This window comes from Pseudotabrizicola sp., assembly GCF_030656345.1.
In the GTDB taxonomy this organism is placed as follows: Bacteria; Pseudomonadota; Alphaproteobacteria; order Rhodobacterales; family Rhodobacteraceae; genus Pseudotabrizicola.
Map to the genome: position 1 here is coordinate 378,043 of NZ_JAUSNR010000019.1, position 13,121 is coordinate 391,163.

Sequence of the window (13,121 nt, forward strand, 5' to 3'; positions counted from 1 at the left end):
CGCAGTTGTGCGTTGGCCTACGATATTTTCAAAGAAAAAGGACGTGCTGATGCTTTATGTGGACATTCCGACCAAGGCGCAAATCGACAGGTTGATTGCGGCGAGGGGGGATGCGTTGGTGTCTTTCTTCATTCAGACCACACCGGAAACGCAACACATCGGGCAAGCGCGCACCACATTGGGCAAGCTGCTGAAGGACGCAGAAGCGCAGCTGGAAGCTGCGGGCACGGCCAAGCGGACGATCTGGCCGATTTCGGAACAGATCAACGACCTGCTGGATGATGATGATTTCTGGAACAAGCAGGCCAACAGTCTGGCGGTGTTTGTCAGTCCCGACCGGCTGCGCACCTTCCGGCTGCCGAACCACCTGACCGAGATGGTGCAGGTGGGCGACCGCTATTTCATCAAGCCGCTTTTGCGCTCGGTCTCCGGGCAGAACCACGCCTTTGTGCTGGCCTTGGCCGAAAATGAGGTGCGGCTGATCGAAGTGTTCGCCGATCTGCCCGCGCAAGAGGTGCGGGTGCCGGATCTGCCGAAAGATGCGGCCTCGGCCAGCGGGACGTCAAACGTCAATTCGCGCAGCTATTCCGGGCGGATCGGCGGCGGCGAGGGGCAGAATGTGCTGCTGCGCGCCTATTGCCGCAAGATCGATGATGCGCTGCGCCCGGTGCTGGCTGGTCGGGATGAGCCGCTGATCGTGGCGGCGACCGACCCGCTGCTGTCGATGTTCCGGTCTGTCACCACGCATGAGACCATCGCGGATGAGGCGATCAAGACCAGCCCGGTGCGGATGACCCCCGCCGAACTGGCGACCGAAGCCCGCCCGGTGCTGGATGCGATTCAGGCGCAGGTGATCGCGAACCTGCACGAACGCTTCGGGGCGTTGGCAGGCGAAGGCCGGGCGCTGACCGATGTGTCGGATGTCGCAAAGGCCGCGACCTTTGGCGCGGTGGAAACGCTGCTGGTGGACATCGACACGGTGCTGCCCGGTTCGGTCGATGAGACCACGGGGGCGGTGCAGTTTGACAAGGAGTCGACGGCGGCGAACCTTGGCATCGTGGATGAAATCGCCGGGCGTGTGATCGCGTCGGGCGGTACGGTGGTTGCTGTGCGCCAAGACGAGATTCCCGGCAAGGGATCACTTGCCGCGATTTTGCGCTACGCGATGTAATTTGCGACGGGGGCCGGCTTTGCCGGCCCCTTTGCTTGTCAGCGGTGGTCCAGCGTGCAGCAGCCGGGCAGTGCCGAATTGCCATCGGGCGCTTCGGTGAACATCAGCGTTGAAAAGCCGAATGCGCGGTCTGACATGCCATCGGAACAGGCGGCGCGACGGATGATCAGGGTGCGGTTCAGGCTGGGCCCCTCTTCCAGCTGGATCAGGAAGCCTTCGGCCGCCACGCCTTCATGGGTGACGCCCATCGGCACGGCGCCGGTGTCGGGCGAATTGTATTCAGCCCCGCGCGGATACAGGCTGACCGACCAGAACGGTTCGGTCCCAAAGCAGGACAGCGGGCGCTGCACCGTGTGGGGGTCTTCGGGTTCGGTCAGGTCCAGATAGGCCATCGACACCCAGCCATTGCCCTCGCGCGCGCCGACCTTGCCCCATTTGCCATCGGGCGACAGGCCAAGCACCTCGACATTCATGTCATAGGGGCCAATTTCGCCCATGATCTCGGCCTGCGCTGACGGATCGGACCGGATGTTCAGCACATCCTTGGCCCCGACGCCGGACACGGCGTAGCTGGCGGGAAAGGTCTGCGCCATGGCCAGCGCGGGCATCAGGCACAGAACCCCAATCAGAAACCTGCGGGTCATCGTTTGGCCCCCCAACTGCTGGATGCATGTTTGCGGGTGTAGAATTCACCCATCAGCCCGATCACGATGCAGATGATCATGATGGTGACGGCATAGCGGATCGAGCTGTAATGCGGGTTGTAATTCAGGAAGACAAAGCCACGGGCCTGATCAATGATGTGAAACAGCGGGTTCCAGGTGAAATAGGCCAGAATGTAGGTGGGCGTTGCGTTGGCCACAAACATCTTGCCCGAGGCGATCATGTTGGCGCGTTGATACACCGTTGAAAAAATGCCGACAAATTCGGGTTGCCAGGGCATTGCCGCCTTGAACACCATGCCGATGGCCACCCCCGTGCCCCAGGCCAGCAGCAGCATGGAAAACGCGCCGAGCGGATCGTGGATGGTGATGGGGGTAAAGGCCGCGTGATAGATGAACAGCACCACACCGGCCGACAGGATCTGGGTGTAAAGCGAGCCGAGGGCGGCGGCGGCGATGGCGATGATCGGGTTCATCGGGGAATGCTTCATCATCGGCGAGGTCGGGCCATCAGACCCGACAACCGCGCTGGTGGCCTTGGTATGGGTCATGAACATGAAAATGCCGGACATGACATACAGCAGGAAATCACCGCGAATGGCGTTGCCACGCAGGCCCAGCAGGTCAAACATCACGTAGAACACCACCACAAGGATGACGGTCTGCAGGATGTTGAGCAAAAGTCCGATGACCGCATTGCCATGGGTCCGCCGGACAGACCGGACGGTTGCGTGAAAAATCAGCTGCAGCATCGCCAGAGCGCTGCGCGCCGATGACTTTCTGGCCGCGGGTCGGAACATCACTGCCCAGTCCTGTTTGGGGTTTCAGCGGGAACCCCTTGCCATACCATAGGAAATCTTGAAGTTTCCTTGCCTGCGATGATAAGCCCGGCTTAGTCTTTAAGCAACAGTTGCGCCACGTGTCGCGCAAAATGGAGGCGGATGTGGACTTTGACCATCTGACACAGGTGATGCGGCGGCTGGCGCTGGAGGCGGGCGACCGGATCATGGCGGTTTATGAGGGCCCGGATTTCGAGGTGAAGTCGAAAAGCGACGCCAGCCCGGTGACGATTGCCGATGAGGCGGCGGATGCGATCATCAGCGCGGGCCTGCGCGCGGCGTTTCCGGATGTGGTGCTGATCACCGAAGAACAGGCCGACAGCCATGCGCTGACCGCCAGCACCTTTCTGATCGTCGATCCGCTGGACGGCACCAAGGAATTCGTGCAGCGCCGGGGCGATTTCACGGTCAACATCGCCTATGTCGAGCAGGGCGTGCCGCTGCGGGGCGTGGTCTATGCGCCAGCCAAGGGGCGGCTGTTCTACACGCAGGCCGATGGCCGTGCGGTGGAGGAGACCGGCACCTTTGACAAGGACAGCACCGGGCCGGTGACGCCTTTGTCCGTCGCCACGCCTGACAACAATGCGCTGATGGTGGTGGCGTCGAAATCGCACCGCGATGCGGCGACCGATGCCTATATCGCGGCCTACCATGTGAAAGACATGACCAGCGCCGGCAGCAGCCTGAAGTTCTGCCTTGTCGCGACCGGCGAGGCGGATCTGTACCCGCGTCTGGGCCGCACGATGGAATGGGACACCGCCGCCGGAGACGCGGTTCTGCGCGGCGCGGGTGGCCATGTTGTGCGCTTTGACGATCATGCGGTGCTGACCTACGGCAAGCCCGGCTGGGACAACCCGTTTTTCATCGCCCACGCCCCCGGAGTTGTGCTGCACAAACAAGGGGCATCAAACTGATGTTACGATGCAGGCATAGGCGTCCGGTTGCCGGTCGGCCCGGCAGACCATAGTTTTGCCATTCTTTGGCCCTGTGTTTGATGTATATGGGTAGAAAGTGATCCGCCATGATGTGGTGGGCAATAAACGAAGAGCGAGTGTTATGAAGCATAAAAAGGTTACCAAAGCGGTGTTTCCGGTCGCCGGCCTTGGAACGCGTTTTCTACCGGCCACCAAATCAATTCCAAAAGAAATCATGACCCTGGTCGATCGCCCCCTGATCCAGTACGCGATTGACGAAGCGCGGGCCGCCGGGATCAAGGAATTTATCTTTGTGACCAGCCGCGGCAAGTCGGCGCTGGAAGACTATTTTGACGTCGCGCCAGAGCTGGAATCAGCCCTGCGCAAGTCTGGCAAGGACCATTTGCTGGAGATTCTCAAAGACACCAATATGGACAGCGGTGCCATCGCCTATATCCGCCAGAACCGCCCGCAGGGCTTGGGACATGCGGTGTGGTGCGCGCGGCGGCTGATCGGGGATGAACCCTTTGCGGTGCTGCTGCCCGATGACGTGATCGCGGCGGAAAAATCCTGCCTGCAGCAGATGATCGAGGCCTATGCCGAAACCGGCGGCAACATGGTTGCCGCGATGGAGGTGGCACCGGAAAAGGCGTCGTCCTACGGCGTGCTGGATATCGCCAATGACATGGGGACAATCGTCGAGGCCAAGGGCATGGTTGAAAAGCCACCGCTGGGCACGGCGCCGTCAAACCTTGCAGTGATCGGGCGCTATATCCTGTCGCCGCAGGTGATGATCAACCTGAACAAGATCAAGCAGGGCGTCGGCGGGGAAATCCAGCTGACAGATGCGATTGCCGAAGAGATCGGCAAGGGCAAGGTCTATGGCTATCGCTTCCGGGGTCAGCGCTATGATTGCGGGTCGAAAGCGGGCTTTTTGCAGGCGACCGTCGCCTTTGGTCTGGCCCGGCCCGACCTGCGCGAAGAGTTCGGGGCCTATCTGAACGACATGGTCGCGCTTCAGAAAGCCGCACAATAAGGCACGCTGTATGGCCGGGCCTGTCCAGTCCCTGTTGGCTTTGATGTCATCAGCTGGGCGGGCCTATGGTCTGCGGATGCGGCGGCGGCGCAACCTGTGGCGCGCCTTTCGTAGCCGCCATGCGTTGCGCGCGGTCAGGGACCGCAGCGGCGCGATCAGGGCCGGTGATATTCTGTGCTTCATGACGGTGCGGAATGAAACGCTGCGCCTGCCGCATTTTCTGGACCATCACCGCAGGCTGGGGGTCAGTCATTTTCTGATCGTGGACAATGACAGCACCGATGGCACCCGCGACTATCTGGCGGCGCAGGCGGATGTATCGCTGTGGACCACCACGGCCAGCTACCGCCAGTCGCGGTTCGGGCTGGATTGGGTGACGTGGTTGCAGATGCGCCATGGTCATGGCCGTTGGTGCCTGACGCTGGATGCGGATGAACTGCTGATCTATCCCTATTGGCAGACGCGCACCCTGCCCGCGCTGACCGGATGGCTGGCCGATCAGGGGTTGACGGCGATGGCGGCGATGATGCTGGACCTGTATCCCAAGGGCCCGCTGTCGCAGGCGCAGGTGGCCGCCGGGCAAGATCCGCTGACCGTGCTGCGCTGGTTCGATGCGGGCAATTACGGGTTGCGGGTGCAAGAGAACACGGGAAACCTGACCATCAAGGGTGGCCCGCGGGCGCGGATGTTCTTTGCAGATGACCCGCGCCGCGCGCCGACGATGAACAAGATCCCGCTGGTGTTCTGGAACCGGCGCTATACTTACGTGAACTCCACCCATGACATGCTGCCGCCCCGGATGAACGCGGTGTTTGAGCAGGAGGGGGGGGAGCGGATATCGGGCCTGTTGTTGCACACAAAATTCCTGTCCGAGATCATTCCCAAATCGGCCGAGGAAAAGGACCGGCAGCAGCACTTTTCCAACTCTGCGCTGTATGATCGCTATTATGAGGCGGTGATCGACGATCCGGTCCTGTATTCGCCGGGGTCAGAGCAGCTGACCAGCTGGCGGCGGCTGGAGGCATTGGGCCTGATGTCGCGCGGGGGGTGGGTGTGAGGGACTTGTTGCTGCGGTAATCCGGTCAACCGGGCGAAATTGTTAACCGTTTGGCATCAATTTAACTGGCGTGACGCATATAATCGCGCCAAATGAGGGGCGAGGGTTCAGGGGAGCGGGTTTCAGTCTTGGGTTTGCTGTCTTCCTACCGGCTACGTTGGCATCGCAGGCGCCTGCTTTTCCGGGCATGGGCAAGCCGGCGTGATCTGACGCTGGTGGCCGACCGCTCTGCCGGGCAGGCCGACAATGCGATTTTTGCTTTCACAACGCTGCGCAACGAAAAGGTGCGGCTGCCGTTTTTCCTGCGCTATTACCGTGATCTGGGGGTCAGCCATTTCTTTGTGGTCGACAACGGATCGACCGACGGGTCGCTGGAGTATCTGCGCGACCAGCCGGATGTGTCGCTGTGGCGCACGGATGCCGGGTACAAAAAAAGCCGGTTCGGGATGGACTGGATCAGCCATCTGCTGCGCCGCTATGGCCATGGCCATTGGTGCCTGACCGTTGATCCGGATGAGTTCTTTGTCTATCCGTTCTGCGAAACCAGACCCATCCGCGCGCTGACCGACTGGCTGGACACCACGCAGATCCGCACCTTTTCGGCGCTGCTGCTGGACATGTATCCCAAAGGGCCGATCACCGAGCAAGCCTACCGCGAAGGGCAGGACCCGTTTGAGATTGCGCAATGGTTTGATAGCGGCAATTACCAGATCAGCCGCAACCCGGCCTATGGCAACCTGTGGATTCAGGGCGGGCCGCGCAGCCGGATTTTCTTTGACGACGCCCCGAAGAAGGCCCCGGCGCTGAACAAGATACCGCTGGTGAAGTGGCACAGGTCTTATGCCTATATCAGTTCGACCCATATGATGCTACCGCGCGGGCTGAACCTTGCCTTTGATGAATGGGGCGGCGAAAAAGCCTCAGGCGTGTTGCTGCACGCCAAGTTTCTGGACACATTCGCCGCCAAAGCCGAGGAAGAGCTGGTGCGGGGCCAGCATTACGCCGCCAGTGCGGAATACAAGGCGTATCAGCAGGGCCTGTCCAACCACCCCGAGATGTGGTGCAAGTGGAGTGAGAAATACATCAACTGGCGTCAGCTGGAGATTCTGGGTCTGATGTCCAAGGGGAACTGGGCATGACGGTCGGCTTTGTGATGCTGTGCCATACGGCGCTGGACCGTGCCGCGCAGGTTGCGCGGCATTGGGCCGAACGCGATTGCCCGGTTGTCATCCATGTCGACCGGCGGGTGGCGGCCAAACCTTATGGCCAGCTGGTCGCCGATCTGGCCGATCTGCCCAATGTGCGGTTTTCCGGACGCCATGCCTGCGAATGGGGCACATGGGGCATCGTGGCGGCCAGCCAGGAAGCGGCCACGGTGATGCTGCGCGAGTTTGCGCAGGTGCGCCATGTCTACCTTGCCTCCGGTTCCTGCCTGCCGTTGCGCCCGGTGGAAGAGCTGCGCGCCTATCTGGCGGAGCGGCCCAAGACCGATTTCATCGAAAGCGTCACCACCGAAGATGTGGGCTGGACCATCGGGGGGCTTGATTTCGAACGCTTTACCCTGCGGTTTCCGTTCAGCTGGCGCAAACAGAAGTGGTGGTTTGACACTTACGTCAAACTGCAGCGCAAGGTGGGTTTTCGCCGCAAGATACCGGCGGAACTGGTGCCGCATCTGGGCAGCCAGTGGTGGTGCCTTACCCGGCAGACCCTGTCGGCCATTCTGGAACACCCCGAGCGGGCGGCGATTGACCGCTATTTCCAAAAGGTCTGGATTCCCGATGAAAGCTATTTCCAGACGCTGGTGCGGCAGGTTTCCAGCACGGTGGAAAGCCGGTCGCTGACCCTGTCGAAGTTCGATTTTCAGGGCAAGCCGCATATCTTTTACGACGATCATCTGCAGCTTCTGCGCCGGTCAGATTGCTTTGTCGCCCGCAAGATCTGGCCGGATGCGGTGAAGCTGTACGGCACCTTTCTGTCGGATGACCGCTCTGGTCAGGCGGCCGCCGAACCCAACCCCGGCAAGATTGACCGGCTGTTCGCGAAAGCGGTGGAGCGGCGGGTGAAGGGGCGACCCGGCCTGTATATGCAAAGCCGGTTTCCGAATGAGAATTATGAAAACGGCCGCACGGCGGGGCCGTATTCGGTGTTTTGCGGTTTTGCCGAGGTGTTTGAAAACTTCGAAATATGGTTGTCAAAGGCGAGCGGCACCCGGGTTCACGGCCACCTGTTCGCGCCCGACCGTGTGCATTTCGCCGGGGGCGAGACGGTTTATAACGGGGCCCTGTGTGACAGCGCCAAGGTGCGCGACTACAACCCCAAAAGCTTTCTGACCAGCCTGATCTGGAACACGCGCGGCGAACGGCAGTGCTTTCAGTTCGGGCCTGCCGACACGCAGGATCTGAACTGGTTCGTGGCGCTGGATGGCAATGCGCAGATCTCGGTCATCTCGGGCGCGTGGGCGGTGCCGCTGTTCCATTCCAACCAGAATTTCGGCGATATCAGGCGCGAGGCGGCGCGGCTGCAGAAGGTGGAGCAGGAGTTTCTGAACATCCTGCGCGGACCCTATACCAAGGCGCGGGTGCGGGTGTGGTCGCTGGCCGATTTCGTTGAGAACCCGATGGAGCCGTTGCAGACCATCATTGACGAGATTGGCCCAAGGCAGGGGCGGCGGCTGACCGAGGCCCCGCGCATGGCCGATCTGACCGGCTTTGGCCAGTTCCTGCAAAACCTGCGCAATCAGGGGATGCAGCCGGTGCTGATGGGCGATTTTCCAGTGGGCGATGACCCTGCAAGCAAATCCACGCGCCGCGGGCGCCCCTATCTGGTGAAGTGAATGGGCAGGCGGTTTGACAGCTTTGTCATGTTCGCGGAAATGCGGACCGGGTCGAATTTCCTTGAGGCCAATCTGAACGCGATGCCCGGCGTTGCCTGCCATGGCGAGGTGTTCAACCCGTCTTTCATCGGCAAGCTCAATCAGACCAGCCTGTTCGGAGTCTCCATCGCTGACCGTGAGGCCGACCCGATGGCGCTGATCCGCACCCTGCGGGCGCAGACCGACGGGCTGGCCGGGTTCCGGTACTTTCACGACCATGACCCGCGCGTGTTGCAGCCGGTGCTGGACGATCCGCTGTGCGCCAAGATCATCCTGACCCGCAACCCGGTTGAAAGCTATGTCAGCTGGAAGATCGCGCAGGCGACCGGGCAGTGGAAGCTGACCGGCGCGCGCCCGCCGAAAACCGCGCAAGTGCGGTTTGATGCGGCGGAGTTTGAGGCGCATGTGAGCGCCTTGCAGGCGTTTCAGGTGCAGCTGATGCACGCGTTGCAGATCAGCGGGCAAACGGCATTCTACATTGATTACGACGACATCAATGATCTGGATGTGCTGAACGGGCTGGCCAGCTTTCTGGGGGTGGCGGGGCTGGAAAGCCTTGATGCCAGCCTGAAAAAGCAGAACCCCGAGGAGATTGCGCAGAAGGTTGTGAACCCGGAGGAGATGGAGCGGGCCCTGGCGCGGATGGACAGGTTCAATCTGTCGCGGACGCCCAATTTTGAACCCCGTCGCGCGCCGATGGTGCCGCAGTTCATCGCGGCCCGCCGTGCCGGGCTGCTGTTCATGCCGGTGCCGGGCGGGCCGGTGGCGCAGGTCAGCGCGTGGATGCAGGGTTTTGGCGGGGTTGAGGGCGGGTTCACGCAAAAGACCCTGCGACAGTGGAAACGGTCCCGTGCCGGGCATCGGTCCTTCACCGTGCTGCGCCATCCGGTCGCGCGCGCGCATGAGGCGTTTTGCGCGCAGATCCTGTCGGGCAGTTTTGCCCAGATCCGCGAGCAGATGGCCAAGATCCACAAACTGGACCTGCCCGCGCCGGGGCAGGATTATGCAGCTGCGGCGGCGCATCGGGCCGGGTTCATCGGATTTCTGCACTGGCTGCGGCTGAACCTGTCCGGCCAGACCTCTGCCCGGGTGGATGTGCATTGGGCCAGTCAGTCGGCGATATTGCAGGGCTTTGCGGGGTTTCAGGGGCCTGATCTTGTGCTTCGTGAAGACGGGCTGGATGCGGGACTGGCGTTTCTGGCTGCACAGATGGGGCAGGCGGCACCGGCATTGCCGCCCGCGCCCGCGCATGGCTTCATGCCGTTGCGCGACATCTACAGCGCCGAAGTAGAGGCCGCCACGCGCGAGGCTTACGCGCGTGACTATCTGGCGTTTGGCTTTGCCGATTGGGATCAGCCGCCCAGATAGCGCTGCAGGGTTTTTGCGGTGCCATCCGCCCAAAGCGCATTCAGCGCCGCCGCAAAGGCGGCGGCAAAGCGCGGGTTTTGCCCGGTTTCGCCATAGATCGCCTTTTGCGAGATCCAGACCGAAGGGTCTGATTTGGCGGCCAGCGACAGCGGCTGCAAACTGGCCCAGTCCGGGTCATTCGGCGCAATGACCGCGCCGCTGTCGGTGACCCCGGCGCAGTAGCGGCACCACAGCGCCGACACCAGCGCCAGACCGTGGATCTTGCCGCCAGCCTCCAGCGCGTCGCGCAGCGAGGGGATGATGAACTTCGGCTGCCGGTTCGACCCGTCAAAGCACAGGCGGCGTTCGGTATCGGCAATCTGAGGGTTGCTGAAGCGGTCGCGGATCAGATCGTAATAGGCGTTCAGATCGGTATCGGGCACGGGGGCGACGTATGGAATGATCTCCTCACGTTCCACCTTGTCGAGCAGGCCGCTGATCAGCGGGTTGGCCATGGCTTCGTGCACATAGTCCACATCCAGCAGCCCGCCGGGATAGGCGATGGTGGCGTGGCCGCCGTTCAGGATGCGGATTTTCATCGCCTCATAGGCGTGCACATCAGCGGTGAAGGTCACGCCGACCTTTTCCAGCGGCGGGCGGCCCAACGGGAAGTGGTCTTCAAGCACCCATTGGCGAAAGGGCTCGCAGGTGACCGGGACTGGATCATCCGCCAGACCGAATTCGGCCGCCATCGCCCGTTCGCGCGGGCCGGTGGCAGGGGTGATGCGGTCGACCATGCCATTTGGGAAGGCGACATTGGCCTGTACCCAGTCGGCAAAGCCTGCGTCTGACAGGCGGGCGAGTCCCACAATGGCCGATTGCGTGACATGGCCGTTGCCGGGCAGGTTGTCGCAACTGAGTACTGTGAAGGGCGGGGTGCCTGAGGATTTGCGGGCGCGGAGCGCGGCGAGGATGGCGCCGAAGGCGGTTTTCGGGGCGGAGGGATGGGTGGCATCATGCCGGATATCCGCCGCTTCGGGGTCGAATTGCCCGGTGGCGGCATTGATGAAATAGCCGCCTTCGGTCACCGTCAGGCTGACGATGCGGATGGCGGGGTCGGCCATGGCTTTGATCAGCGCTGCATTGTCAGGCTGTACCTCGATGAATCCTGTCATCGCGCCCACGCGGCGGGCGGTGCGGCCTTTGGGGTCCAGCTCGATGATGGTGGACAGGCAGTCCTGTGCGATCAGGGCATCGCGCATCTGCGCGTCGGGGGCACGCACACCGGCGCCCAGAATGGCCCAATCCTGCGCCAGACCCATGGACATCAAATCATCAAGGTAGACCGCCATATGCGCGCGATGAAAATTGCCCAGACCAATGTGGACGATGCCGGGGGTGAGGCTGGCGCGGTCATAGCCGGGCAAAGTGACGGGGAGTGCAGATTTCATGTCAGGCCATCCAGTTTCCGCCATCGACGCCAAAGCATTGGGCAACGATGTATTTCGCCTCATCCGTGGCAAGAAAGATCGCCATACCGGTCAGATCAGCCGCCGTTCCCATGCGGCCAAAGGGCACCGCTGCGCCCACTTCGCGCTTTTTCTGGCCCGGTGCCTTGCCTTCGTATTCCGCAAAGAACGCATCCACCCCGTCCCAATGGTCACCATCCACCACCCCGGGGGCGATGGCGTTAACGTTGATGCCGTGGGAAATCAGGTTTTGCCCGGCGCTTTGGGTCAGCGAGATAACGGCGGCTTTGGTCGCGCAGTAGACCGCCACCAGCGATTCCCCGCGCCGCCCGGCCTGTGACGCCATGTTGATGATTTTGCCACCGTCGCCACGGGCAATCATGTGGCGCGCGGCGGCCTGCATGCAGAACAGGGTACCCGAGACGTTGACAGAGAACAGTCGTTCATAATCGGCGCGGGCGATCTCTGCAATTGGGGCGGCGCTGAACAGGGCGGCGTTGTTGATCAGGATATCCAGCTTGCCCATCTGCGCAATCGCCGCTGAAAAGCCCGCATCAATACTGGCCTGCTGCGTCACATCCATCTGTACCGCCATCGCCTGTGGCCCAAGACTTGTCGCCGCCTCTGCCACCGCATCGGTGTTAATGTCGGCCAAGGCCACCCTTGCCCCTTCGGCAATATAGGCCCGGGCGAATTCCAGCCCGATGCCCCGCGCCGCCCCGGTGATCAGGGCGGTTTTTCCTTGCAGCCTCATGCCAGTGCCTTTCCGTCTGCGCCAAAGCGCAGGATCTTGCCGGGTTGCGGGGTCATGCGGATGCTGTCGCCGTGATGCATCATCACCTCGCCGCTGGCGCGGACGGTCAGGGTGCCGAGTGAACCCGCGTTCACTTTCAGAAACGTATCGGAGCCGAGGTGTTCCGACAGGCCGACCACGCCTTCCCACGGGCCATCGCCGCAGATGGTGATGTGTTCGGGCCGGATGCCGATGGTGGTCGCACTATGCTTTGCCGCCTCGGCCCCGTCGATCAGGTTCATCTTCGGGCTGCCGATGAAACCCGCAACGAACAGGTTGGCGGGGCTGCGGTACAGCTCCATCGGGCTGCCGACCTGTTCGATGCGGCCTGCGTTCAGCACCACGATTTTGTCGGCCATGGTCATCGCTTCGACCTGATCATGGGTGACGTAGATCATCGTAGTTTTCAGGGTCTGGTGCAGCTCGCTGATTTCCTGCCGCATCGACACGCGCAGGGCGGCGTCGAGGTTGGACAGCGGTTCGTCAAACAGGAACGCCGCCGGTTCGCGCACGATGGCGCGGCCGATGGCGACGCGCTGCCGCTGACCGCCCGACAGCTGGCCGGGGCGGCGGTCGAGATAGGCCCCGAGGTTCAGGATTTTCGCGGCGTGGTTCACCCGCTTTTCCTGCTCAGCCGCGTCCATCCCGGCCATTTTCAACGGAAAGGTAATGTTTTTGCGCACCGACATATGCGGGTACAAAGCATAGGACTGGAACACCATGGCCAGCCGCCGCTTGGCGGGGGGCAGGTCGGTGGCGTCCATGCCGTCAATCTCGATGATCCCGCCCGAGGTGTCTTCCAGCCCCGCGATCAGCCGCAGCAGGGTCGATTTTCCGCAACCCGAGGGGCCGACAAAGACCACGAATTCACCCTCATTCACGGTCAGGTCGATGCCGGGAATGACATCCACCTCGCCAAAGGATTTGCGCACTTGATTGAGTGTTATCTTGCCCATGTTTT

Annotated in this window: 12 protein-coding genes; 7 read left to right on the top strand and 5 right to left on the bottom strand. The window is 61.9% G+C overall.

Features of this window, described 5'->3' with window-relative positions:
* Positions 1 to 49: 49 nt before the first annotated feature.
* Positions 50 to 1,171: a hypothetical protein gene (locus tag Q7J44_RS12145; RefSeq protein ID WP_304880213.1), complete on the top strand. Its 1,122-nt coding sequence runs from the start codon at positions 50 to 52 to the stop codon at positions 1,169 to 1,171.
* A gap of 38 nt (positions 1,172 to 1,209) precedes the next feature.
* Here the strand turns inward: Q7J44_RS12145 and Q7J44_RS12150 are convergent, their stop codons facing one another.
* Together Q7J44_RS12150 and Q7J44_RS12155 are read right to left on the bottom strand one after the other, a co-directional pair.
* Positions 1,210 to 1,815 (bottom strand): COG3650 family protein, encoded by a 606-nt coding sequence (locus Q7J44_RS12150; protein WP_304880215.1) that lies wholly within the window; start codon positions 1,813 to 1,815, stop codon positions 1,210 to 1,212.
* Positions 1,812 to 2,633 carry an ABC transporter permease gene (locus tag Q7J44_RS12155; RefSeq protein ID WP_304880217.1) on the bottom strand — a complete coding sequence of 274 codons (822 nt, stop codon included), beginning with the start codon at positions 2,631 to 2,633 and terminating at the stop codon, positions 1,812 to 1,814. Before Q7J44_RS12155 ends, Q7J44_RS12150 begins: the two co-directional genes overlap by 4 nt.
* Positions 2,634 to 2,776: 143 nt before the next feature.
* Here Q7J44_RS12155 and cysQ point away from each other — a divergent pair, with 143 nt between their 5' ends.
* The 6 genes from cysQ to Q7J44_RS12185 all read left to right on the top strand — a co-directional run bounded on the left by cysQ (position 2,777) and on the right by Q7J44_RS12185 (position 9,919).
* Positions 2,777 to 3,586: a 3'(2'),5'-bisphosphate nucleotidase CysQ gene (gene cysQ, locus Q7J44_RS12160; protein ID WP_304880219.1), complete on the top strand. Its 810-nt coding sequence runs from the start codon at positions 2,777 to 2,779 to the stop codon at positions 3,584 to 3,586.
* Positions 3,587 to 3,728: 142 nt separating this feature from the next.
* Entirely contained in the window at positions 3,729 to 4,622 is an 894-nt protein-coding gene (gene galU / locus Q7J44_RS12165) for a UTP--glucose-1-phosphate uridylyltransferase GalU (RefSeq protein ID WP_304880221.1), read from the top strand.
* 10 nt (positions 4,623 to 4,632) lie between these two features.
* Positions 4,633 to 5,679 (top strand): glycosyltransferase family 2 protein, encoded by a 1,047-nt coding sequence (locus Q7J44_RS12170; RefSeq protein WP_304880222.1) that lies wholly within the window; start codon positions 4,633 to 4,635, stop codon positions 5,677 to 5,679.
* 128 nt (positions 5,680 to 5,807) lie between these two features.
* The gene (locus tag Q7J44_RS12175) at positions 5,808 to 6,818 is read left to right on the top strand and encodes a glycosyltransferase family 2 protein (protein ID WP_304880223.1); all 1,011 of its coding nucleotides are present in this window, start codon (positions 5,808 to 5,810) and stop codon (positions 6,816 to 6,818) included.
* Positions 6,815 to 8,512: a beta-1,6-N-acetylglucosaminyltransferase gene (locus Q7J44_RS12180; RefSeq protein WP_304880224.1), complete on the top strand. Its 1,698-nt coding sequence runs from the start codon at positions 6,815 to 6,817 to the stop codon at positions 8,510 to 8,512. Before Q7J44_RS12175 ends, Q7J44_RS12180 begins: the two co-directional genes overlap by 4 nt.
* Positions 8,513 to 9,919, top strand: a complete 1,407-nt coding sequence (locus Q7J44_RS12185; protein ID WP_304880226.1) for a nodulation protein NodH — start codon at positions 8,513 to 8,515, stop codon at positions 9,917 to 9,919.
* Here Q7J44_RS12185 and Q7J44_RS12190 read toward each other — a convergent pair.
* Genes Q7J44_RS12190 through Q7J44_RS12200 form a run of 3 tightly spaced genes read right to left on the bottom strand, consistent with a single transcriptional unit; the run spans position 9,904 to position 13,116 of the window.
* Positions 9,904 to 11,349, bottom strand: a complete 1,446-nt coding sequence (locus Q7J44_RS12190) for a mannitol dehydrogenase family protein (RefSeq protein WP_304880228.1) — start codon at positions 11,347 to 11,349, stop codon at positions 9,904 to 9,906. The two genes, Q7J44_RS12185 and Q7J44_RS12190, sit on opposite strands and share 16 nt — an antisense overlap.
* A 1-nt stretch (position 11,350) precedes the next feature.
* Positions 11,351 to 12,121, bottom strand: coding sequence for an L-iditol 2-dehydrogenase (locus Q7J44_RS12195; protein ID WP_304880230.1), 771 nt, complete (start codon positions 12,119 to 12,121; stop codon positions 11,351 to 11,353).
* Positions 12,118 to 13,116 carry an ABC transporter ATP-binding protein gene (locus Q7J44_RS12200; RefSeq protein WP_304880232.1) on the bottom strand — a complete coding sequence of 333 codons (999 nt, stop codon included), beginning with the start codon at positions 13,114 to 13,116 and terminating at the stop codon, positions 12,118 to 12,120. Before Q7J44_RS12200 ends, Q7J44_RS12195 begins: the two co-directional genes overlap by 4 nt.
* Positions 13,117 to 13,121: the final 5 nt, after the last annotated feature.